The organism is Roseibium sp. (genome assembly GCF_965216085.1).
Taxonomy (GTDB): domain Bacteria; phylum Pseudomonadota; class Alphaproteobacteria; order Rhizobiales; family Stappiaceae; genus Roseibium.
Map to the genome: position 1 here is coordinate 2,201,847 of NZ_OZ244138.1, position 24,357 is coordinate 2,226,203.

At 55.0% G+C, this 24,357-nt stretch carries 14 protein-coding genes and 1 pseudogene; 6 read left to right on the forward strand and 9 right to left on the reverse strand.

Features of this window, described 5'->3' with window-relative positions; translation table 11 throughout:
• Window positions 1-162: 162 nt before the first annotated feature.
• The 3 genes and pseudogenes from ACOOFE_RS10245 to ACOOFE_RS10255 all read right to left on the reverse strand — a co-directional run bounded on the left by ACOOFE_RS10245 (window position 163) and on the right by ACOOFE_RS10255 (window position 7,388).
• Window positions 163-1,986: pseudogene (locus tag ACOOFE_RS10245) on the reverse strand (amidohydrolase).
• 272 nt (window positions 1,987-2,258) lie between these two features.
• Window positions 2,259-3,050, reverse strand: a complete 792-nt coding sequence (locus ACOOFE_RS10250) for a substrate-binding periplasmic protein (protein WP_420414833.1) — start codon at window positions 3,048-3,050, stop codon at window positions 2,259-2,261.
• A gap of 669 nt (window positions 3,051-3,719) precedes the next feature.
• On the reverse strand, window positions 3,720-7,388 hold the full coding sequence (locus tag ACOOFE_RS10255) for a vitamin B12-dependent ribonucleotide reductase (RefSeq protein ID WP_420414834.1): 3,669 nt from the start codon (window positions 7,386-7,388) through the stop codon (window positions 3,720-3,722).
• Between the two features lie 644 nt (window positions 7,389-8,032).
• Between ACOOFE_RS10255 and ACOOFE_RS10260 the strand changes: the two genes are divergently transcribed.
• The 3 genes from ACOOFE_RS10260 (at window position 8,033) to ACOOFE_RS10270 (ending at window position 11,207) form a co-directional block, all read left to right on the forward strand.
• Window positions 8,033-8,722, forward strand: a complete 690-nt coding sequence (locus ACOOFE_RS10260; RefSeq protein WP_420414835.1) for a response regulator — start codon at window positions 8,033-8,035, stop codon at window positions 8,720-8,722.
• A gap of 244 nt (window positions 8,723-8,966) precedes the next feature.
• Complete coding sequence (locus ACOOFE_RS10265; protein WP_420414836.1) at window positions 8,967-9,353, forward strand: NADH:ubiquinone oxidoreductase subunit NDUFA12; 387 nt, start codon at window positions 8,967-8,969, stop codon at window positions 9,351-9,353.
• A 168-nt stretch (window positions 9,354-9,521) separates the two neighbouring features.
• Window positions 9,522-11,207, forward strand: a complete 1,686-nt coding sequence (locus ACOOFE_RS10270; protein WP_420414837.1) for a hypothetical protein — start codon at window positions 9,522-9,524, stop codon at window positions 11,205-11,207.
• Window positions 11,208-11,236: 29 nt separating this feature from the next.
• Here ACOOFE_RS10270 and aat read toward each other — a convergent pair whose 3' ends face one another.
• Window positions 11,237-11,920, reverse strand: coding sequence for a leucyl/phenylalanyl-tRNA--protein transferase (gene aat, locus ACOOFE_RS10275; RefSeq protein ID WP_420414838.1), 684 nt, complete (start codon window positions 11,918-11,920; stop codon window positions 11,237-11,239).
• Between the two features lie 305 nt (window positions 11,921-12,225).
• Here aat and ACOOFE_RS10280 point away from each other — a divergent pair, with 305 nt between their 5' ends.
• Window positions 12,226-13,470 carry a hypothetical protein gene (locus ACOOFE_RS10280; protein WP_420414839.1) on the forward strand — a complete coding sequence of 415 codons (1,245 nt, stop codon included), beginning with the start codon at window positions 12,226-12,228 and terminating at the stop codon, window positions 13,468-13,470.
• 43 nt (window positions 13,471-13,513) lie between these two features.
• On the opposite strand, the gene accC is transcribed toward ACOOFE_RS10280, so the two are convergent.
• The 4 genes from accC to ACOOFE_RS10300 all read right to left on the reverse strand — a co-directional run bounded on the left by accC (window position 13,514) and on the right by ACOOFE_RS10300 (window position 17,946).
• Complete coding sequence (gene accC / locus ACOOFE_RS10285; protein ID WP_141186342.1) at window positions 13,514-14,860, reverse strand: acetyl-CoA carboxylase biotin carboxylase subunit; 1,347 nt, start codon at window positions 14,858-14,860, stop codon at window positions 13,514-13,516.
• 15 nt (window positions 14,861-14,875) lie between these two features.
• Window positions 14,876-15,361: an acetyl-CoA carboxylase biotin carboxyl carrier protein gene (gene accB, locus ACOOFE_RS10290; RefSeq protein WP_420414840.1), complete on the reverse strand. Its 486-nt coding sequence runs from the start codon at window positions 15,359-15,361 to the stop codon at window positions 14,876-14,878.
• 290 nt (window positions 15,362-15,651) lie between these two features.
• The gene (locus tag ACOOFE_RS10295) at window positions 15,652-16,428 is read right to left on the reverse strand and encodes a DsbA family protein (protein ID WP_420414841.1); all 777 of its coding nucleotides are present in this window, start codon (window positions 16,426-16,428) and stop codon (window positions 15,652-15,654) included.
• A gap of 57 nt (window positions 16,429-16,485) precedes the next feature.
• A complete protein-coding gene (locus tag ACOOFE_RS10300; RefSeq protein WP_420414842.1) occupies window positions 16,486-17,946 on the reverse strand; it encodes a M48 family metalloprotease in 1,461 nt (486 codons plus the stop codon).
• Window positions 17,947-18,163: 217 nt separating this feature from the next.
• Between ACOOFE_RS10300 and ACOOFE_RS10305 the strand changes: the two genes are divergently transcribed.
• On the forward strand, window positions 18,164-19,324 hold the full coding sequence (locus ACOOFE_RS10305) for a pyridoxal phosphate-dependent aminotransferase (RefSeq protein ID WP_420414843.1): 1,161 nt from the start codon (window positions 18,164-18,166) through the stop codon (window positions 19,322-19,324).
• Between the two features lie 62 nt (window positions 19,325-19,386).
• Here ACOOFE_RS10305 and ACOOFE_RS10310 read toward each other — a convergent pair whose 3' ends face one another.
• Window positions 19,387-22,233, reverse strand: coding sequence for an Rne/Rng family ribonuclease (locus ACOOFE_RS10310; protein ID WP_420414844.1), 2,847 nt, complete (start codon window positions 22,231-22,233; stop codon window positions 19,387-19,389).
• Between the two features lie 735 nt (window positions 22,234-22,968).
• Between ACOOFE_RS10310 and ACOOFE_RS10315 the strand changes: the two genes are divergently transcribed.
• Window positions 22,969-24,207, forward strand: a complete 1,239-nt coding sequence (locus ACOOFE_RS10315; RefSeq protein ID WP_420414845.1) for an N-acetylmuramoyl-L-alanine amidase — start codon at window positions 22,969-22,971, stop codon at window positions 24,205-24,207.
• Window positions 24,208-24,357: the final 150 nt, after the last annotated feature.

A 24,357-nucleotide genomic window follows, 5' to 3' on the forward strand; every position in this document is an offset into this window, starting at 1 on the left:
GACAAGGCTCGCTGTCGGCTCTTTTACTGCGGGCCTTTATTAGCGGCTTTTAGCCGAACAGGTGCCTCCGGATGGTTGCTGCCGTTCGATACTGCGCAGTCAAACGGCAACTTTAAGACTAACGGTGCACATCATATCGCGTCATCCGTCATACTCCCAAAGTCAGCCGTTGTTAGCACCTGTCAAAATCGCCATCAATGCGCTCGGGACGCAGGCGTTGTTGTGACGACCCGCCATTAGGCCAGTGCGAACTAAAAAGTTGTCTTTCAAAGACGCTGGCAAGGACGCCAATTCATGCTGGGTAATCATACCTCGGAGCGCGCCGGCAAAGGATTGTTCTGCAATGCTGCCCGGTTGGATCCTGTTGCCACGGTCCAATGACCTGTCAAAGATCGTTTTTCCCTCTTTGATCGTTTGCACAACACGAAGTGTCTCAAGATCCTCCGGGTCAATGGCCAAGGGATTTCCGGACAAGATTGCAAAGTCCGCGAGTTTCCCGGGTTCGATGGATCCTTTATTGTCTTCCTCAAAATGTTGATAAGCCGCCCAGATCGTCATGGATTTCAGAGCGGTGATCACATCGATCCGCTGCGCTGGACCGATAATGTCGCCGCTCCGGGATCGCCGGGTTACGGTCGCGTCAAGTACGCGCATGGAATCCGGGAAAGCTACAGGTGCGTCATGATGGCTGCCAAACATCATGTCCCGCTGAACCATCCATCCTGTTGGTGAGATGTTATCGGCCCGGGCCGGGCCGACCGTATGATCGCGATGCCAATCGCCCCATTAAAAGGTATGCATGGGGAACAACGACGGAAAGACGTTCAGCCGCTTGTAGGCATCTACCTGATCTTCACGCAAGAACTGCCCGTGAATCAGAACAGGTCGCCTATCGCTCGCACCATGTTTTTTGGTAGCGGCTTCAATGGCCGCAATCAGCCTGTCAGACGCCCCTTCGCCATTTGCATGTGACAGCAGTTGGACATCGTTTTCAAAGGCCCAATCCACCATGTCGATCACGGTTTCCATGGGTTCATAGGCGATCCCCATATAGCCCGGTGGATAATCGCCAACCGGGTTATAGTAGGGTCTGTCTCTGAGCGCTGTGAACCCTTGCGGGGAACCGTCCAGTGTAAACTTTCCACCGGCAATCCTGACCCGGTTGGTGTAGGTGCGCGAATGGTTCGCAGTGACAAAGTCGCGATCAATCATTACGTCCGGATAGACGGCGACATCGATCTCTAGTTCGTTCAACTCGGCCAGTTCGTTGAGCGTATCGACCACAACAGGAACTGCGCGCCCTTCCTGCGCCGTCGTAAACCCGTAACTGGCCCAGAGCTTTGTACCTGCGCGGCCGAGCTCAAGCAGCCCTTCATTGCCAAGCGATGCGAAAAGCTTGCCCAAAGAACTGAAGTGGATGTTGCCTTCAAGCACCCCGTCGGGTTCGTTCCCGGTCATGCGCCGGATAACGCCCCCAGGGACCTCTTCTGAAGCAGCACTGATCCCCAAGACCTCAAGGCCCTTGGAGTTTGTCACGCCGATATGACCGGACTGATGAACAATATAGACCGGGTAGTCGGTCGAAACCTTATCGAGGTCCTCCCGGGTTGGATGGCGTTGCTCGGCGAGTTGCGCCGGATCATATCCAAATCCGACAATCAGATTGACAGCTGCAACGGTCGGCCGGTTTTCGTCGGTCCATTCTTGGAGTTGCGCCACAAGACTTGCAATGTCTTTTACCGTCCCGTCCGGAGGGGCCAATAGATTTGCCGACAGCGCCTGAATACCGCCCATCACAACATGGCCGTGGGAATCGATGAAACCGGGAACCATCGTCCGCCCACTGAGATCAATAACCTCAGTGCCGTCCCCTTTGTGTGCAAATACAGTAGCGCGTGATCCCGCGGCCAGAATGCGCCCATCCTTCTCGGCAACAGCTTCCGCGGTCATGGCTGCATCGTTCATGGTGTAAATAGGACCACCCATCCAGATGCGGTTTGCGATCTCCTGGGCACTCGATTGCGCGGAAACCCGCAGGTCAGCACACAAATTGCTAGCAAGCGGGTGATTGGCATGATGATCCTCTTCGATCGAGATGTGTTGGTGCGAATGTAAACGGTAGACCGTTTGACACGGTTCGTTAAGGTCTGATGGCGATGTAAATTGGAGCGGATTGAGGTCGCGTTTCAGGTTTTGATCTGACACGGTTTATAAGGTCGAAAAGGCTGCCACTATTGTTGTGTGGGCCAAACAAAAGCCTAGTTAACTTCGCGATTGGCTTTGTCGAATTGCTTTTCTTTTTCCCTTAAAACAATCAATTCATCAAGAGCCGTCTGAAACCGTTCAACGACCCAATTGGGCGTGTCGATGTTAAAAGCGAAGTTCAAGCTAACGGTATTTGCTAAAAATACCGGCTCATATTCAGTAGGGTCTACGCCTACTTCGTTCGCGAGCCGTTCAAAATTCTTCCATTGGATTGGTATGAAATCAATCCGGTCCGCTGCTAACATTCTGACATTGAAGAGACCCTGGGTGTTAAAAGTGATGTTTGCGTCTGGAATACCGTGTCGCTTGGCAAAGGCAGCACTTGCACCATCAATCACAACGCCGACCTTGTATTGATGGAGATCTTCAGACTTTTCAATTTTGTAGTTCTTCTCCTTTTTGCCGATAAAATAGGAGTCAAACTCTACGATTGGCCCCGCCCACTTAAAAAGCTTTTCCCTTTCGAGCGTGCGGCCGGTTGAGAAAAGCACTGTGTTTGGTCTGGTTTGGGATTCTCTGAAGGCCCGGGCCCATGGGAGAACCACGATATCTTTACGTCCCTGATGTGATCCGACTTTCTTCAATATATTCAGCAAAAGATCGACTGTTTGCCCCTTTACGGCGCCGTCTTCGACATAGTGGTAGGGCTTCCAGTCCTCTGTCAGAAGATTGAGTTTTGGGAAAGTGGTGTCCGCCTGAGCGGTCTGCAGATTAAAAATCGGAGAGGCGACCGTGAGCAGACAGAAGACCACGATTTTTTTCAACAGTCTGGTCAGTTCGTTCATAAATCCACTGCGGGATTTTGGTTCGGATATATTCAAATTCTCACCAACAGCGTTTAGGAAGCATCAATTCGCTGACAGGTGTAAAAATAGTGCGTTCGAGTTTAATAAGTAAATAATATCTGCGTCATCGGTGTGTTTTAACTTTGAAAAAATTATCGAATTTAAGGCCGTGTTTGGTGTGAATTTCTATTTTGTTACCTAAGGTAAGTATATCGTTGTTCATTGATAGAATTACGAGTGGAATTTAATGAAAATTCACTAGATGCCTCACACCGCGGCTCAAGCGTCGCAGTTTGCCTTTAGACAGGGTAGGGCAGAAGGGACGGGGCCGCCGGCTGTTTTGGTGCCTGCTGACCAGCTGAAGTTCGCACCAGTTTCTTGACCGGCTGTTTTCGAAGATCGATTAGATTTTTTATGGAAGTGATCGGGATAAATATCGCGTCGCGACAAATATCACTGTTTTCTATGTCTGGTATCCGGATCGCTTAATGGGGGCAGATTAAACCGGCTAAATGGCTTGGTGCGCGACGATCTTCCATCTGGAAGTAATCATCACTTCACGAACAGCCAAACCCGCCCATCGTTTCCGATGGGCGGGTTTGTTGTTGGGTGCCGGGAGGCGCGCTGTGACCGGGGGAAACCAGTCTGGGCGACCTCCCGGCAAGAGTCTTATGAGCAGCCGGAGGTCGAGCCGCAGGTGTCGCATTTCAGGCAGGTGCCGTTGCGCACCATGGTGAAGTTGCCGCATTCGGCGCAACTCTCACCTTCATAGCCTTTCATGCGAGCTTGGGCGATTTGCTGAGCCGCCGTGCTGACCTGCGGAGCAGGGGCAACTTCAACGGCAACAGCTGCTTCGCTGCCACGGGCAAAGGCTGTCGCCACAGCTGACGTTTGTGCTGCCGGGGAACCACCGAGCTCTGCTGTTACAGTTTGGGTGATCTCACCGGACGGTTCGTCGGAGACCAGGCGGAAACGCTCCGTCTGGCCACGGACCAAGCCGTGGGAAACCATGCCGGTGTCCTTCTTGTCCTTCATCGTGCCAGCAGACACTTTGTCACCGCTGAAGACTTCCGGTGGAACGTGCGCAAGTTCGTGACGACCGAGGTAAGAGACCGCGAGCTCCCGGAACACATAGTCGAGGATCGATGTTGCATTCTTGATCGCGTCGTTGCCCTGGACCATGCCAGCCGGTTCGAACTTTGTGAAGGTGAAAGCGTCGACATATTCTTCCAGCGGCACACCGTATTGGAGGCCGAGGGAGACGGAGATGGCGAAGTTGTTGATGAAGGCACGCAGCGCAGAACCTTCCTTGTTCATGTCGAGGAAGATCTCGCCAAGCCGGCCGTCATCATATTCACCAGTGCGCAAGAATACGGTGTGTCCGCCGATCTTGGCCTTCTGGGTGTAGCCCTTGCGGCGGGTCGGCAGTTTTTCCTGTTCACGCACAACCCGTTCGACGATCCGCTCGACAATGCGCTCGGCCACAACCTCGGCCTTGGCAGCCTGTGGCAAGGCTGCGACCTCTTCGGCTGCGTCTTCCGCATCATCGTCATCATCGGCGAGAAGCTGGGAGTTCAGAGGCTGGCTGAGCTTGGAGCCGTCGCGGTAGAGCGCGTTGGCCTTGAGCGCCAGGTTCCAGGAGAGCATGTACGCTTCTTTACAATCCTCAACGGTCGCATCGTTCGGCATGTTGATCGTCTTGGAGATCGCGCCGGAGATGAACGGCTGGGCTGCAGCCATCATGCGGATGTGGCTTTCGACGCTCAAGAAGCGCTTGCCGATACGGCCGCAGGGGTTGGCGCAGTCAAACACCGGATAATGCTCTTCCTTGAGGAAAGGCGAGCCTTCCAGGGTCATGGCACCGCAGACGTGGGTGTTGGCCGCTTCGATATCCGATTTGCTGAAGCCGAGGTGGCCGAGAAGATCGAATTCGCCATCTTCCAGCTGTTCGTCGGAAACGCCGAGAGCCTTCATCTGCTCATCGCCAAGAGTCCAGCGGTTGAAGACAAACTTGATGTCGAAGGCCGACTTCATGCCGTCCTTCAGCTTGGTCAGGCTTTCGTCGGTGAAGCCCTTTGTCTTCAGCGCTGACGGATTGATACCCGGTGCCTGATCGATGGAACCATGGCCAACCGCATAGGCTTCGATCTCGGCGATCTCGCTTTCCTTGTAGCCCAGCTTGGCAAGCGCTTCAGGAACCGCGCGGTTGATGATCTTGAAGTAACCGCCGCCGGCAAGCTTCTTGAACTTAACAAGTGCAAAGTCCGGCTCAATGCCTGTGGTGTCACAGTCCATGACGAGGCCAATAGTACCGGTCGGCGCAATGACGGTGGACTGGGCGTTGCGGTAGCCGTTCTTTTCGCCGAGTTCCAGCGCCCGGTCCCAGGCTTTCTTGGCGCGGTCGATCAGGATCGGCTCCGGGCAAGAGGCGTGGTCGAGAGCAACCGGGTTGGTGTTCAGGCCCTCATAACCGTCCGTCTCGCCATGGGCAGCGCGGCGGTGGTTGCGGATGACCCGCAGCATGTGCTTGGCGTTTTTCTTGTAGCCCGGGAAGGAGCCGAGTTCGCCGGCCATTTCTGCAGAGGTGGCGTAAGAGACACCGGTCATGACAGCGGTGATCGCGCCGCAGATCGCGCGGCCTTCATCGCTATCATACGGAATACCGGAGGTCATCAGCAATCCGCCGATGTTGGCGTAGCCGAGGCCAAGGGTGCGGAACTTGTAGGACAGTTCTGCAATTTCCTTGGACGGGAACTGCGCCATCAGAACCGAGATTTCCAGAACGATGGTCCACAGGCGTGTGGCATGTTCGAAATTGTCGATGGCAAAGGATGCATCTTCATTGCGGAACTGCATCAGGTTCAAGGACGCCAGGTTACAGGCGGTGTCGTCCAGGAACATGTATTCCGAACACGGGTTGGAGGCGCGGATCTCGCCGTCAGCAAGGCACGTGTGCCAGTCGTTGATGGTTGTGTGGTACTGAAGGCCCGGATCGGCAGAAGCCCAAGCGGCGTAACCAATCTGTTCCCAAAGCTCTTTGGCTTTGACGGTTTTCAAGACGGTGTTGGTCTTGCGGCCGGTCAGGTCCCACTCGCTGTCTTCAACAACTGCGTTCAGGAAGCCGTCGGTGACGCGCACAGAATTGTTGGAGTTTTGGCCTGCAACGGTCAAGTAAGCTTCTGAATCCCAATCCGTGTTGTAGGTCGGGAATTCGATTTTGGTGAAACCCTGCTTGGCGAACTGGATGACACGCTGGATGTAGTTCTCCGGCACCATCATCTTTTTGGCGGCGCGGATCTCACGCTTCAGGGCCGGGTTCTTGGACGGCTCGAAGCAATCGCCGTTGTCTGCCTCGCAGTTGACACAAGCGCGCATGATCGCGGAGAGGTGCTTTTGGCAGATCTTGGAGCCGGTGACGAGGGCGGCGACCTTCTGCTCTTCCTTGACCTTCCAGTTGATGTATTCCTCGATATCCGGATGGTCGGCATCAACGACAACCATTTTGGCCGCACGGCGGGTGGTGCCGCCGGACTTGATCGCGCCGGCTGCCCGGTCGCCGATCTTCAGGAAGCTCATCAAGCCGGAGGACTTACCGCCGCCGGAAAGCTTTTCACCTTCAGCACGGACATGAGAGAAGTTGGATCCGGTTCCGGAGCCATATTTGAACAGGCGGGCTTCGCGGACCCACAGATCCATGATGCCGCCGTCGTTGACGAGATCATCGCCAACAGACTGAATGAAGCAGGCGTGCGGCTGCGGATGCTCGTAGGCGGTCTTGGACTTGGTCAGCTTGCCAGTCTGGAAATCGACATAATAGTGACCCTGGCTCGGACCATCGATGCCATAGGCCCAGTGCAGGCCGGTGTTGAACCATTGCGGGGAGTTCGGTGCGACTTTCTGGGTGGCGAGCATGTAGCGCAGCTCGTCGTAAAAGGCGTGGGCATCGGCTTCGGTGTCGAAGTAGCCGCCTTTCCAGCCCCAGTAAGTCCAGGTGCCGGCCAGGCGGTCGAACACCTGACGGCCGTCAATTTCCGAGCCGTAGCGCTCGTCTTCCGGGAGTTTAGCAAGGGCTTTTTCGTCGGCTTCCTGACGCCAAAGCCAGGACGGCACAGTGTTTTCTTCCACCGGCTTCAATTTGGCGGGAACGCCGGCCTTGCGGAAATATTTTTGGGCAAGGATGTCGGAAGCGACCTGAGAGAATTGCGCCGGAACCTGAATGTCCTCCAAGCGGAAAACAATCGATCCATCCGGGTTGCGGATTTCACTGGTTGCCGTCCGGAAGTCTATGCTGGCGTAAGGCGATTGGCCTTCCTTGGTATAGCGCCGCTCGATCCGCATTTTCTCAAGTCCCCTTTAATTCCCCGACCGGTTCGCCCCGAACCGTTCAATGTGTCCACCTGGTCATCCGGCGGGGTGTTCCCACTGGCCTCTGCCGCCGAATGTCATGCCTGTATGTCACAGGTGTGAAGTCTGTATCTAGCGCCTCTTCGTTAATGATCCACTACATATAGTGTTCATCAACAGGTTTGTCACGATGTAGCTCCGAAAAACGGCACACAAAAACCCGCTTTCCGGTCTTTGGTTAAAAAGCCCCGGAATCGGTACTCGAATACTGGATTTTGGATGATCGGGAAGCCTGACAGGGCCGCCGACTACGCACATCGCTATGATGTCGAAATTAATGTAAATGCTTTCTTAAGGTCAAGACGCGAATGACAACAGCTAGTGCCTATGTTGAGGGCAAGCGCAAAATCTTGTGTGTCTATGTGGATAGCGGGGAGTGCAATAGAACTGCGGCCGGATGCCGGATGGAGCGCGCGGAAAACGGCGCTAAACGGCTGTCAAACTTGCCCAATAAAGGCTGTGGATGAGATTAGATAGAATTTTATGAAAATTTGAAGAAAATGGCATCGAGCGATTTCAACGCGGTTTAAGGCGGCTCTGCTTTAGTACACCGGTACTAGGGATAAGGGACCGTCTTAATGAAACATCATGCTGCCTTTGGCTTGGCAATGGATGATATCGACGTTGTTGTTGTTGAAGACAGCAAGCCGATGCAGACGATTCTCAGGTCAACGTTGCTGAGCTTCAAGGTTGCGCGGGTGCGTACATTTGATTCGGTCGATGACGCGCTGGAGGCTAGCCTGGCGGAACCACCGAATCTGATCATCACCGATTGGCGGATGGCTCCCACGACAGGTTACCAGCTGCTGCGGCTTGTGCGCCATAAGCACATGGAGCCCCTGTGTTTTGTTCCGATTCTCTTCATTACAGCCCATGGCACCCGGCCGCTGGTCGACAAAGCGCTTAGGGCAGGGGCTCATCATGTGCTGGTCAAGCCTTTGTCGCCGTCGACGCTTTACAAGCGAATCGAATGGGTTCTGAATGACGACCGTCCGATGGTTCTGGAACATTCCGGTTTCTACAATATCTTCGGCATTCAGAAGCTGATGGATGAACAAGCGGAAAAGGTTAAATCGCTTGCCAATGCCCGGATCAATCATCAAACCGCCGTCAAAAAACGGGCAGCTGTTGAAGGTGCTGTCGACAAGGCCTTTGAGAAGAAGCCTGAACCTGCGCCAGTTCCGACTGCAACCGGTGGATTTGCCCGCCGGGCGGAAGGGGCCAAAAAACGGCATTCGGCCGCTTCCCGCCATATCCGCAACGCCTGATCTTTATGCTGAACAACACGGTTCAGCTTGTACGGCAATCTAAAAGCAGCTGATTTGGCTTATCCGGGTCAGCAAATGGGACGTGATTCGTCTCCGCTCATGCAGATATGGTGCAATTTCGGGGCCTTGCGGCAATGCGGCACTGGACAGATACCGCGCTTAACGCCATAGTCCGCCAAAATTTCGGCGGTCTCTCGTTGCCGCCAAATCCTGCGATCCAAGACCAAGGGACCTTAAAAGGGCCATGAAAAAGCTTCTGCTTGAACTCTTCACCTGGTGGAATGGCTATACGATGGGCACGCGCTTCTTCACTTGGCGGAAGGGCGAGTTTGTCGGCGAAGACGAATTTGGCAACAAGTACTACAAAGAGCGGGACGGCAAGAAGCGTTGGGTTATTTATAATGGCCTCGCTGAAGCTTCGACCATCCCTCCAGGCTGGCATGGCTGGATGCACCACCGCGTTGATACGGCGCCGGTGGACGAAACGTACCATGCCAAGAGCTGGCAGAAACCGCATCATGCCAACCGCACCGGCACGCAGGATGCCTACCGTCCTCAAGGGTCCATCTTGACCCCGGAAAAACGTCCGGATGTCACTGGCGACTATCAAGCCTGGACACCGGGCCAGTAAGCAGCCATCACAATTCTGAGCTTCGAAAGGTCCGCAATCGCGGACCTTTTTTATTTTGGGCTGCGCGCCCAAAAAACGCGAATAACGCTGTCGGTGCGAGGTGATTTCTCACAAACTTGCATGCTGTGCGTCTTACCGGCATCCCTAGAGATGGCGAGGACCGTTTGCATGATTACCAATTACAAGCGAGTACCCGATCCGCAAGCCGGACAGCAACAGGTGGACGCCAATTTCAAGACTTTGCGGGACAAACTTAAAGCCGGTCTTGAAGACGCGGCCGCCTTGTCTGAAGACCGGGCATATGCGCAGAACCTGACGGCGCTTCTTGGAAAGCCTTGCCCGCGCATGATGGTGGTGCCCGAGTTGGCGACCGAGATAAAAACCATTGGGTTCGGCTTCAAGAAGGACGACGACCCTGCAAAAGTTTACCCGCTCCGTGCGATGGTGGCCAAGGGGGCCCAAAATACGGAATTCAAGATCGGATTGGAAACCAAAAGCAGTGATGTCGTCTTTGGCGCTACGTTGCTCGATTTGACCGAACTGATCGAGATAACGGAACTGCGAACCTATTACTGCACCATGCGCAAATCAGAGGGCAAGAAGCAGGACGAATACGGGGTGCGTCTGGTTGCGTTATTGTTTATTGGCCGGAACCAGCAAAATGAAGTGACCTATGTCTATGAGGCTTCATCATCGGGGCCTTTGTCAATCACATCCCTCAACCAGGCGGCCACCGGTCAAGATCCTTCCGCGATCATCACAGCGATAGAAACGGCGGTTGGGCAATATAACGACAACACCCGGCACAAGGACTATTACATCTTCTGGTCAATCAATGACTCCGGCTTGCAATTGGGCCCGACAGACGGAAATGGCAACAAGGTCATCAACATCCGATATTCAAGTTTTCTCGGATCGAGCCGGACTTACATAGGCAATTTCAGCCTGATATCCGCTGTGGACATCAAGGCCACGGTTTCGTCGATGTTTGAAAACCTGGAGACCCTCAATTTTCAGATCCCGTTCAAGAAGAACCCTTCCGGATTGGCTATGACCTGTACATTTGGTCACGGTGAATCCAAGAAAAACGGGTCAATTGACATCTTTCAAAAATCAACGTCCAGCACCTTCAGCATTCCGCAGGTCGGAATTGGCAAGATTTTCACTGTCGGTTCGATTTATTCGCGGACCAGCGCACAGACGATCACAAAACAAAGAGAAGCGTCGGTCACAATCGATCAGACAGACAGTGTGCAGCTCACCGTTCCGGTGGATTGTTACGTCTCAAACAGCTTTCCCGCGACGCCCTTGGACAATACGGCGGCGGTCGTCCAGTTTTCATATTTCACTGGGAATTACGGCATGCAGCTGGTCTGCCGGATGCAAGGCGGTCAGGCTGTCAGCACCACGAACATTCTAAGGAGGCAGGGGACCATTCTTGTCGAAATGCCTCAAACCCAAGGAAATCCGACAGTCTCGGTGGCGGGATTGGGAGTGATTTCAAACGGTGTTTACCCGGGTGGCGGCGATCAGACAGTGTTCCAGAACGTTGACCTTCCCTTTCGTGTTGCCAAGCGTACTGGGCCCCTTTTCACAATAAAACAGGAGAGCCAAGGGGGGAGCTGCGAGTGTGAGTATTCCTACAACATGGACGATGAGGCGATTACGAGCACCGTACCAATTGTCAATAATATGCAGGCGACAAGCCAGTACTACAACAGTACGGACTACGCGACTGCATCGAACTATTCCATCAGCATCCCGATGAATATTCCTGCGATTGTTTTTGACATGCAGGGGCAGCAGGCGGTCGTGGACTTGAACTTGACCACCGCGGTGATCGGTTTTGTCTAGGCCGTGTGGACGAATTCGCCAGACGGCATCTACGTCGCTGTTTGCTGACTATCCAGAATGTTCAATACGTCCTGACCATTCGCCCTTTGAGACAAGGCATAAAAATCGGTCTCTTTCTGCAAGGCATCGCTCAACAGCGTGTTGTAGGCGTCCCGGGCAACTTCAACGGTCCCGAATTTGCTGAGATGGTCGGTCACAAATTGTGTATCCAGAAGCGTGTACCCCCCGGCAATCAGCCGGGCGATCAGATGCGCCAAGCACACCTTGGAGGCATCCGTTTTGAAGGTGAACATGCTTTCGCCGAAGAATGCACCGTTCAAACTGACGCCATAAAGGCCGCCGACCAGCACTCCACCTTGCCAGGCCTCAACAGTTTGGCAGTAGCCCATCTCGAACAATTCGCCATAAAGACGCCGGATCTCCCGGTTGATCCAGGTTTTGCGGCGTCCGGGCATCGGCTCTGAGCATCCGTTGATCACACCTTGAAAATCCGTGCTGATCCGGATTTCAAAAACATCGCTGCGAATGGTGCGTTTCAAGCGGCGCGGAATGTGAACTGTATCAAGAGGCAGGATGCCGCGGCGTTCCGGTTCTAACCAGAATAGGCCCGGATCCTCGGCGGATTCAGCCATCGGAAACAATCCGCAGGCATAGGCCTTTAGAAGGACCTGCGGTGTTATCTCCAAGATGAAATCGTCCTTATATCCTGCCATCGAATGTCTGTTATCCGTTGTACCAATTCTGAGTGTGACGCCGGACCGGTTTACACTGCGTTAGGCTAGGGCGTTGCCTTTTACGTATTGTCTGCCGGCAGGTCCAGCCTCTTCAGGCTAAATGTTCCTGAAAAACGGCAAAAGAAAAACCGAAATGTTCAAGTCTTCAACCGGCGAGTTGCGGCTTGCCTCTTCTGCCTGTGCATGAAAGCCGCGTAACTAATCACATTTGTCTGCCTCAGCCGTCTTTCAAGACAAACCCGGGGCAAATCGCCCCTTATAAAAGAAAGGCTGGCCGGATGCGCGTGACCTTCAAGTCTACCGACCAACAATTTCAAGCCATAAGTGACCAGCTGCAAACCAACCTCTCGGTCCGGCTGCAAAATGCGGGGGATGTCGGCAATCCCGAGCCTTACGATTTGTTGAGCAGTCCGGGCTGCGCAGAATTGCTTGCGCTGGATTCTTATCCGCAGGATTTCACAGTCCTTGGATTTGCCTTTAAGGATTCGAAAGACCCGGCCGGTCAATACCCCTTGCGCCGGATCCAGGCCTGTACGGAAAGCAACGCCTGTATTTCCGCTGGATGTGATCTTAGTGCAGGGGATGTCGGACAACAGGTGGCTGTGGACCTCACCGCCATGTCGCAGATCGCGAAGATCACGACCTATTACTGCCAGACGGCGAGTATCGATTCAAAAGACGCTAAACGTTATGGCAAGCGGCTGGTCGCTTTTGTCATTTCTTATCTACCTGCGATCCAAGGAAATCCGCAAACAGACCTATTGGTTGCGGCTCCTGTTGGGCTGTTCGAAACAGCCAAGAACAACGTCACGCAGCAACTTCCATTGTTGGACAGCATCAAGCGGGAAGTTGACCTGTACAATCAGCGAAATGCGAACAGCTATCAGATCTTCTCCCAGGTCAATGATACTGGATTGAAGCTTCTGGTGACGGCTGGCCAGGACACCATCCGCCGGACCATCGTCAATCTTGCCTATAATCAGTTCACCGGTAAAAGCCGGACCTACATCAACAATGTGTCGATCATTTCCGCGATCCCGAAAACCCCAGAGGTTGCCAATCTATTTCAGGGACTGAAGGAAATCCGGTTTGATATACCGTTTGTGAAGAACCCGCTGACCTTTGACACAAACTTAAGCCTCGAGAGGTCGGCATCCGATACGGCCGGTAGTGTGACGATCTACCAGAACTCATCGATGCACAGCTTCAAGATCCCATCTTACAAAATCGCTGGCGTTGTCGATATCGGCAGCATGTATTCCTACAGCCGCGGAACCACAAATACGGATCAAAAACAGTCGAGTGAAACGGAAGGTTATAAGAATACGATCGGCTTTACGGTCCCGGCCAATTCGTATGTCGTACGCGGCTATCCGCAGACGCAGAAATATGACGTCGCCACGGTCATTGGGCTGATCTACACCGACAACGGTGATCCGAAATTCGAAATCTCCGTTCCGACCGGAACACCCTGTATTGTCTCCGCCAACGACAACGCTTTGGCAGCAGCGGTCCTGGGATTTATCTGACTTCTGATACCCCCAAAGAAAAAGGGGCGTTGCCGCCCCTTTGTTATTTCGATTTGTCTGCCAGGTATTTTTCCAGCCAGTGAATGTCGTACTGGCCGTTGGCGATATCCTGGTTTTCAACCAGATTGCGGAATAGCGGAATGGTCGACTTGATTTCGTCGACGACAAACTCGTCGAGGCACCGGCGCAGGCGCATCATGCATTCGACGCGGTTGCGACCGTGCACGATCAACTTGCCGATCAGGCTGTCGTAATAAGGCGGGATTTTGTAACCCTGATAAACACCAGAATCGACGCGCACGCCCAGACCACCCGGCGGGTGGTAATAGGTAATCGTGCCCGGTGACGGTGCGAAGGTGACCGGGTCTTCCGCGTTGATGCGGCACTCGATCGCATGACCGTCAAAGGAAATGTCATCCTGGCTCATGTCCAGGGTACCACCTGCCGCAATCCGGATCTGTTCATTGACAAGGTCGATGCCAGTGATCATTTCCGTGACCGGGTGTTCCACCTGCAGGCGGGTGTTCATTTCGATGAAATAGAACTCGCCGTTTTCGTAAAGAAACTCAACCGTACCGACGCCGCGGTATTTCAGCTTGCGCATGGCATTGGCAACGATTTCGCCAATCTCAGCGCGCTGTTCCGGATTGAGGCACGGGGAAGGGGCTTCTTCCAGAACTTTCTGGTGGCGGCGCTGCAAGGAACAGTCGCGCTCGCCCAAGTGAACTGCATTGCCTTGCCCGTCACCCAGAACCTGGATCTCGATGTGCCGCGGCTTGCCGAGATATTTTTCCATGTAGAGGGCATCGTCGCCGAAGGCGGCTTTTGCCTCGGAGCGGGCCGTCGACAGGGCCGTATCGAGATCGGCCTCGGTCAGCGCAACCTTCATGCCGCGACCACCGCCGCCACTGGCTGCTTTCACCAGAACCGGGAAGCCGATTTCCCGCGCAATCGCATGGGCATCGTCAGCCGCTGTCACTTCGCCATCAGATCCTGGAACCACCGGAATTCCAAGGTCTTTGGCGGTTTGTTTCGCCTGGATCTTGTCGCCCATGATCTTGATGTGATCGGAGGTCGGGCCAATGAAGACGATGTCGTGGGCCTCGAGGATTTCCGCAAACCGGGCGTTTTCCGATAGAAAACCGTAGCCCGGATGAACTGCATCTGCGCCGGTGATTTCACAGGCGGCGAGAAGTTGCGGAATGTTCAGATAGCTGTCGCGTGCGGCAGGCGGACCGATACAGACGCTTTCATCCGCCAGGCGAACATGCATGGCGTCGGCGTCCGCGGTGGAATGAACTGCGACCGTGGAAATGCCAAGCTCTTTACAAGCACGCAAGATGCGCAGGGCAATTTCGCCGCGGTTCGCGATAAGGATTTTGGAGAACATGGCCGGAACGGCTCCTTATTCGACGATAATGAGCGGTTCGCCGAATTCCACCGGCTGGGCGTCTTCCACGAGGATCTGCTTGACCGTGCCAGCTTTGGTCGCCGGGATATGGTTCATCGTTTTCATGGCTTCAATGATCAGGATCGACTGGCCTTCTGCGACTTTGTCGCCAACCTGGATGAACGGGGCAGCGCCCGGTTCTGCCGCCAGATAGGCAGTTCCAACCATCGGTGAGGTGATGGTGCCCGGATGGCTGGACGCGTCGGCAGCTGGGGCGGGAGCTGCGGCTGCAGCCGGTGCAGCAGCTGCAACTGGGGCAACCGGTGCTGGCGCTGCAGCAGGAGCTGCAACACTAACCGGGGCTGTAAACGAAATCTCACGGGCGACCCGGATACGGGTCTCGCCCTGTTCCAGTTCGATTTCGGTCAGATTGGTCTCATCAAGCAAAACGGCCAAATCGCGGATCAGCGCCGTGTCGAAACTCTTGTTATCTTTATTCATGTCTTCTGGCTCTCGTACTCGGGCCGCAAGAAGCGTTCGCTTGCAGGAAACTGATTGGCGATCTGTTCCAAGTCGCAATTTTGGCCGCGCCAACCAAAAAAGGTCAGTACGGCCAGATATTAGCTAAGCAGCAACACGCTTTTTGCTCCGCCGAACTGTAAAGCGGATCTAGATACTTTGTCTGATTTCCCTACGAAACCGGACCAAGCTTCTTATAGGCATTCAAAGGGGTCAGGAAAACCCCTGAAACCGGGTCAAAACTAAAGATTTCCGGTTTCAAAGCAGCTTGATTAACAGGTTGTTTGACCACAATTCTTCAAGTCGGTCAGTTTCGAGCTGAGTTGGTCGTAACCAACGGCTCCCATGATCACTTCCTCTCCAACAACATAGGACGGCGTTCCTGTCAGGCCGAGGCGGTTGGCGAGCGTGTAAACCTCTTCGATTGTCTGGCCTGCCACATCAGTGCTCATAGCCTCCAAAAGTGCTTCTTCGGAAATGCCGGCGTTGGTTGCGGCCTCTAGGGCGCTGGCCCGGTTGGCCTGGCCGCGGCGCATCATTAGCGCTTCATGGAAGGCGCCATATTTGTCCGGAGCGACCTCATTCACCGCAACAGCCACCTGAGCAGCTTCAACCGACGGCTGTCCCAAAACAGGGAATTCCTTCAATACCACGCGTAGGTCTGGATTTTCTTCCATCAGGCGGACCATGTCGCCATAGGCGCGTTTGCAGTAGCCACAGTTATAATCGAAGAATTCGACCAATGTGACCGATCCGGTCGGGTTCCCTAGAACAACCTGACGTGTGGAGTTGTAAAGGATATCGGAACTGCTGGTCAGGACTTCCCGGCGGGCGGCTTCTTCTGCTGCCTTTTCACGCCTGTCCAGCTCCGCGAGAGCTTCTGTAATGATCTCCGGATTCTTCAAAAGGTAGTCGCGAACGATATTCTCGATTTCGCCACGATCTAGGTCCTGAGCAACCACTGGCGTGCTCAAAATGGAAAAGAGCAGGGCTACCAGCGCAGCACATTGTGCCAATGGTAGGCGCCAGATAATTGAGTTACGGTTCATGTGTTGCTCCTGAAACTGCGGCGTCCAAGGCGGCAGCAGTTATTGGGTTCAAAAAAATCAGCGCCTTCTTTGACCAGGCACGCTGGGTGGTTTGAAGGCGACAATATCATCAGCTTGAAGCCATGCGGCTGAACCTCGCTTCAAACTTTTTTGAGCACGCGCAGCGTAGCGTTTTGCGGCACCAAAATCGCCGCGCACCATCAAGCCTTTTGCGGTTGCAAGATCAGCTTCGGCGCGTTCGCCCTGACGGCCATGGGCAATCGCCAGCTGAGCGTATGCAACACCCGAATTCGGGTCGCGCTGGATGGCTTTCTTCAAAACCCTTTCTGCCTCGGGCAGATAGGACGGATTGTTGGCACCGACAAGCGCATATCCAAGCCACACCATGAATTGAGTTTCATTCGGTTTGATGGCAAGCGCCTTGCGGAAAGAGGGAATTGCTCCTTTGGGATTACCACCCTCCAGCAGGGCCTGTCCCTTCAGCTCATGGAAATAGGCATTGGTTGGATGCTGGCGGATCAGCGGATCGATTTCCTTGACGGCTGCTTTTCCGCGCGCCTGCATGGCGGCGATGGCGCGGGCGTATTGAGCTGGCGGGCTTTTGTCCTTGCGCGGGTATTTTCTAAGAGTGGCCGAGGGATGACTGGTAAAGGCAAAGAGTTTTGCCTTCGCCATTTCATGCCGGTATTGCAACACGTAGTCATCTGGTTTGTCGAAATACTTAGATTTTTGCGCATCAGTCAAAAGGCCGTTGAAACGGTCTTGCGCCATCGGATGGCTGATTGCGTAAGGGTCTGCGAACCGTTTTGAGAACATTTGTTGTTCGGCCATTCGCTGGAAGTTTTTCAACAACCCGCGCGCGCTTTGCCCCGTTTTGTCCAAGTACCGAAGGGCTGCCCGGTCGGCCGCGGCTTCTTCTCCGCGCTGATAGGCCAAGAATGACCGCTGTCCGAGCGACCCAGCGCTGGCCGCTGCCGCCACACCGCCGCTGGTCGCCTGGCCAGCTCCAGATGCGGCACCAGCGGCCGCTGCCCCGGCACCAAGGATCATGCCGATGACGGACATGATCTGAGCGTTAGCTGCGGCCGCCCGCAAACGGACCAGATGGCGGCCGGCAATGTGACCGGATTCGTGAGCTATCACACCGATGACTTCGCCAGGAGTCTCGGCTTCCATGATAACGCCGATGTTGATGAACATACGCCGGGAATCGGGAACAAACGCGTTGAAGCTCTTATCGTTGACCAAAATGATCGACGGTTCGGAATTGCCCAGACCGGCCACCTTGAATATCGGTTTGGCATAGTCGCGCATCAGACCTTCAATCTCCGCATCCCGGACCAGCGGAAGTTTTCTTTGTGCAGAAGCGGGCGACACGGCGACGGGCAGGGCCAGAGCGCTGGCACAGGCAAACGCCATTGTCTTGCGGGCAGCTGCGCGCAAAACTTGTAGGGCAGGGGCTGCGGAAGGGGCAGGCTGGGCGAGCCTTGTCCGAAGGCCATTAACAACTTGGGTCAACAAGAGCATTCCAAAGCATTGAAACCTATTTGTGGCGAAGGTATGGGGGCAGACACCACCGGTCAAGGAACGCTGGTATCAAACCTGATAAAAAGCTGGCGAAATGGTTTTAGAAGAGCAGTTGATTGCGCCAGCCCTTGCGTATTGGCGCACGTGCATTTAGGGGCAGGGGGCAAATCCATGTCCGATCCACTTTTCGAATTTAAAGGACCAGCCCATGGCACATGGCCGTTTCCAGCCGTCGAACCGCAGTGAAGTCGCGCCGTTCATAGCCATGGACGTTTTAGCAGAGGCAGCCCAACTGGAGGCCGCCGGACGCAAAATCATCCATATGGAAGTTGGACAGCCATCTGCACCGGCTCCGAAACCGGCGCTTGCCGCTGCTTCCGAAGCGCTCAAACACGGCAAACTCGGATACACCGAAGCCCTGGGTATCAAGCCGCTGCGGGATGCCTTGTCCGGCCATTACCGCAAGACCTACGGCGTCGATGTGTCGGCCAGCCGGATCATGGCAACGACTGGATCGTCTGCCGGATTTAACCTGACTTTTCTTGCCGCCTTCGATCCAGGTGATCGGATTGTGCTGACGGCACCAGGGTATCCTGCTTACCGCAATATCTTAAAAGCGCTTGGGCTTGTTCCGGTTGAAGTGGAAGTGGGGGCCGATACCCGTTGGAGCTTGACGCCAGCGCATCTGGAGGCGGCCCAAATAGACGGGCCAGTGAAGGGCGTGCTAGTGGCAAGCCCGGCCAATCCGACCGGAACAATGATGACAGCCGAAGCGCTAGCAGAGCTGATCAGATATTGTGACGATGCCGGGATCTGGTTCATCTCAGATGAGATCTATCATGGTCTCGATTATGCCGGTGAGCAGAAGACCGCCCTGGAAACCTCGCAAAACGCGATCATCATCAACAGTTTCTCCAAATATTACTGCATGACTGGGTGGCGGATTGGCTGGATGGTGCTGCCGGAACAACTGGTCCGTCCAACGGAACGGATCGCGCAAAGCCTTTATATCTCACCGCCGGAACTGTCCCAAATTGCAGCAGGTGCCGCGCTGGACGCCGTTCAGGAACTGGAGGCGGTTAAGGCCGGATATGCGGCCAACCGGCAATTGCTCTTGGAAGGGTTGCCGCAAATCGGGTTCGACAAGCTTCTACCGGTGGACGGAGCGTTTTATGTTTACGCCGACATCAGCCGGTTCAGCGATGACAGCTTGGCTTTCGCCAAACGCATGCTGCACGAGGCAGGGGTTGCTGCCACGCCGGGCGTGGATTTCGACCCTGTCCATGGCAAGGAGTTTATTCGCTTTTCCTTTGCCGGTGCCCATGACGACATGAAATCCGCGTTGGGGCTCCTGAAAGACTGGATCTGAGCGGAAAAAAGAAAGGCGGCCACTCGGCCGCCTTTCTAAATTCCTCATTGACTGACAACTTTTCAGAAGAACGACCGTCCGCGCTGCCACCAGCCGCCGCGTTTCGGTTTGTCTTTCTTTTCGTCACCGGAGGTTTCGCTGGTCACCACCGGTTCAGCCGGTGCAGACGGCTTAACAGGCTCTTCTTCCGCTTCGGCAGCCACCGGCTGTTCTGACGTCGGGGTTTCGACGACAATGTCCTCATCGGCTGGGGCGGTTTTCTCTTCAGAGCTGTCTCCGTCGACCTCTGCCGTCACTTCCGCTTCTGCCGGTGCAGTCTCTTCTGTCGCCGCATCTGCTGCAGTTTCAGTGACACTTCCGTTCACAGCGTCATCAGAAACGGCGCTGGTTTCTGAAGGTTGATCGACAGGTGTTTCGCCGGATTGAGCTTCAACCGTGGCTTCACCGTCGTCGCTGTCAGTTGTTTCCGCATCCGCGCTTACTTCAGCAGATTCATCTGAGCGCGCCTCTGTCTCATCGTCCCGGCGGCCGCGGCGGCCACCCCGGCGGCCCCGGCGGCGTTTGCGGCGCGGTTCATCGTCGTCACTGTCATCCGAACCGCGGGCGTCCTGGGTTTCGCCTTGCTCGCTATCAGCATCGCTGCTGTCGGCTTGCGCTTCGGTTCCTTCTGAACCCTCTTGTTGGGCATCCGAGCCGCCCCGCCGACGCTTTCTGCGGCGGCGCTTGCGGCGGTCACCGCCATCTTCGTCCTGTGCCTGTTCTTCAATAACCGGCTGCTCGGTGTCTTCGTCGATGATCTCGATCATGTCCGGTTGAACGATCGGAGACGGAGCCGGAACACGGTCGCGGTCAATTGGTGCACCGCGCTCAAGCACATAGAGCTGGCCATTGACCATGTGGTCGGACTGCACCTCGATGCCAACGGCAAAGCGTGTTTCCAGGTCGAAAAGGTTGGACCGTTTCTGGTTCAGGATATAGAGCGCAACTTCCGCCGTAGTGCGGATGATCAGATCGTGGGTTGCGCCTTTGAGCAGGTTGTCCTCAATGGAGCGCAGGACGTGCAGCGCAACCGATTCCACGGAGCGGATCATGCCGGTGCCCTGACAATGCGGGCAAGGGGTGGTCGAGCTTTCCAGAACACCGGTGCGCAGGCGTTGGCGCGACATTTCCAGAAGACCGAAATGCGAGATCCGGCCAACCTGGATGCGGGCCCGGTCGCTCTTCAGGCACTCTTTCAGCTTGCGCTCAACCGCCCGGTTGTTCTTCGATTCCTCCATATCAATGAAGTCGATGACAACAAGACCGGCCAGATCGCGCAGGCGCAGCTGGCGGGTCACTTCTTCCGCCGCTTCCAGGTTTGTCTGAAGGGCGGTGTCCTCGATGTTGTGTTCACGGGTCGATTTGCCCGAGTTCACGTCGATGGAGACCAAAGCTTCGGTTTGGTTGATGACGATGTAGCCACCGGACTTCAGCGTCACCTGCGGCGAGAACATTGCATCGAGCTGCGGTTCCACACCATAGCGGATGAACAGCGGGGAGGGGTCGCGGTATGGCTGAACGTTCTTGGCATGGCTCGGCATGAGCATGCGCATAAAGTCCTTGGCCTCGCGGTAACCTTCGTCCCCGGCAACAAGGACCTCATTGATGTCCTTGTTATAAAGATCGCGTATCGAACGTTTGACCAGACTGCCTTCCTCATAGACGAGGCTTGGCGCACTGGATTTGAGGGTCAGCTCCCGGACATTCTCCCAAAGCCGCATCAAATACTCGAAATCGCGTTTGATTTCGGCCTTTGTGCGGCTGGCGCCTGCAGTCCGCAGGATAACGCCCATGCCCTCTGGCACATCCAGCTCAGACGCAATCTTCTTCAGGCGCTTGCGGTCGGTCGGCTGGGTGATCTTGCGGGAAATACCGCCACCACGGGCGGTGTTCGGCATCAGAACTGAATAGCGGCCGGCCAGCGACAGGTAAGTGGTCAGAGCCGCGCCTTTGTTGCCGCGTTCTTCTTTGACAACTTGCACCAAAATGATCTGGCGGCGCTTGATGACTTCTTGGATCTTGTACTGTTTGCGCAGCGGAACGGTCCGCTCTGGAACTTCTTCCATGGCGTCTTCAGCGCCAACGGATTCAACACCTTCGTCGTCACCGTTTTCGTCTTCTGTGGCAGCTTCAACGTCAGCTTTGCCGCGCCGGCGGCGGCGGCGGCGTGTCGGCTTTGCGTCTTCTTCAGTGCTGGCGTCGGCCGCAACTTCTTCGGATTCGGAAGTTTCGGACGGAGCTTCGTCCTCGGACGCTGCTTCAGCGGTCGTTTCGTCACCATCTGCAGCAACAACTTCGGTGTCGGCCGCGCTTTCAGATGCTGAAACCTCGTCTGCGTCCGCTGTTTTTTCCGCTTCAGCGCCTACAGTTTCAGTATCGTCTGCGGCGTTGTCAGCAGCAGCAGTTTCGGCGCCGTCTTCATCAGCATTTCCAGCTGCCTCAACCGATGCTTCGCCGTCTGTTTCTTCGGCGTTTTCGATTTTTTCGCTGGCAACAGTATCGGTGTCTGATTCATTGCGGGCTGCGCGCGAGCGGCGGCGGCGCTTTGGCTTTTCTTCCGTCTCAGTATCATCAGACTGGCGTTCTGCTGCCTCGGCAGCGAGAAGCGCTTCCCGGTCGGCGACCGGGATCTGATAATAATCCGGGTGAATTTCGCTGAAGGCTAGGAACCCGTGCCGGTTTCCGCCGTACTCCACAAAGGCTGCCTGAAGGGAGGGTTCAACCCGTGTCACCTTCGCCAGATAGATATTGCCACGCAGCTGTTTGCGATTCGCTGCTTCAAAATCGAATTCTTCAACCCGATTGCCGCGGACGACGACGACCCGGGTCTCTTCCGGGTGGCCCGCGTCGATCAGCATCTTGTTTGCCATTATTGAATTTCTCCACGGCAGCGTTCATGTGCGCCTGTCGAAACCGCGCATCGCCTGAAAGGTAGATGGCTGCCGTATTTGTTGTGCTGTTGTGAGCAAGAGCGTCCGAGCCCGGCGCGTTTGGCTGACCATGACAAGCGGCCGCTCCTTTGGCGGGGGCTTGTATGTTGGTTGTCAGCATTTGCATTACGCGGGTCCTTCGGGGCAACGTAAGCCCTTGAGTTAAAGTCTCTTAATCTGTGTCCGAAACCAGCCGGCCTGTTGCGGCCGCAGGTCTAGCTCCGGGTCGGATCAGCTTGTCCTGGGTGACCGCCTGGGCCCTGGTTGAAAATCTGCTCATGTGTAATTGGCAGCGTCACAGGGCGGGCGGTTTCAAGACGGGCCGAGAGACTGTCCTTCACGATCGGGCAATCCTGTGAAACGTTAGAACGGCCTCTGTTCTTTCGTTCAACTGGCCCGTAAACAGATGGCTTTGTGGATATGTGTATCCTTTTGCCACCTTGGACAGTATCGGTTTCTAACCTGAATCCGTAAGGTACTTTTACGTTCCGCGGAGATGGTTTGCAAGCAATGTGAACAGGATAAGCCATTTTCCCTATCGAAGGGGAGAACGATAGCGTAAAACACAGCGTGTTTGAGGCGACCGCATTTGGCGGCTTTTTGGTGACGATGAACGCACTTGGGAATTTAACAGCTAAATTGAACAAATCTGTTGCGCACGGCTGGATTGCGGCCGTGGCGGCCGTCAAGTTATGCCTCGTTGCGGTTGCGACTGCCGTTGCAATTCTTCAGCTGGCTTCGGCGGTAGCGAACGCTGCAGAAGACAAACCGCTTATCTCGGCTGCCCGTGTCGCTGGCGATCAGGATCGGACCCGAATCGTTCTTGAGGTAGACCAGCAACTGACACCAACCATTTCAGCTCTCGGCTCTCCTTACAGATTGATTCTGGATTTGCCTGAAGTCACATTTGGCTTTCAGAGCTCGTCCAATCCAGCCGGCAAGGGGTTGGTATCTGATTGGAGGTTTGGGCTGTTTGCAGTTGGAAAGTCGCGGGTCGTCGTTGATCTGGCTGCCCCAGCTCGGGTCGACAAAACCCTCTTTTTACCATCTGTGGATGATCAGCCCTCACGCCTTGTGATTGATCTTGTCAGGGCGAGCGAGCAAGAGTTTACGGAGTTTGTCACGGCGTCCAGACCTTCGCGCACAGCCGCAAAGAAAGCCGCGCCAAAAGCCGACAGGCTGTCGGCAGAGCGGGCGAAGGACAAACCGGTGATTGTTCTGGATCCGGGCCACGGCGGCATCGACAATGGGGCGATCGGCGTTGCGGGAACACTCGAAAAGGCCATTGTGCTCGAGTTCACAAAGCTGCTGCGGGATAAATTGGCGGAAGGCGACCGTTATGAAATTCATCTGACGCGCGAAGATGACACCTTCATTCCGCTCGGCGACCGGGTTCAGATCGGCCACGATCTGGCTGCTGATCTGTTTATTTCCATCCATGCTGATTCGGTGCGCCGCGGACAGAAATTCGCGCGCGGTGCCACGGTCTATACACTTTCCAACAAGGCATCAGACCGGTTGGCGGAAGAGCTGGCAACAACCGAAAACATGTCGGACGTCATTGCTGGCGTGGAACTGGATGAAGAACCGACGGAAGTGACGGACATCCTTTTGGATCTGGCGCGTCGGGAAACCCGGTCGTTTTCCGTCTACTTTGCCAAGACTTTGGTGGATGAGCTGCAAAGTGCGGTCCGCTTGATCAATAATCCGCACAGATCTGCGGGATTCCGTGTTCTCAAGGCCCATGATGTTCCGTCGGTTTTGGTTGAACTTGGCTATCTTTCCAACGCCCATGACGAGAAATTGCTGATCTCCGAAGAGTGGCGCGAGCGGATGGCCAGCGCGATGGCGGAAGCAATCCACGGTTTCTTCCGGCCGCGGCTGGCGGGCCGCAAAGCAGCTCCGTCCCAGTAAAAGCGAGGGCAGGATTGAAATGTTCGAAAATCTTTAGCTGGCATTTGCCTCAGCATCGCCATAATGGTGCACGAGTTAGGCTGTGACTGATTTTGTATGATGTGGCGCCTGAGTGTGCCAGGCCCTGAAAGCGTGGTACAACACGCAAGG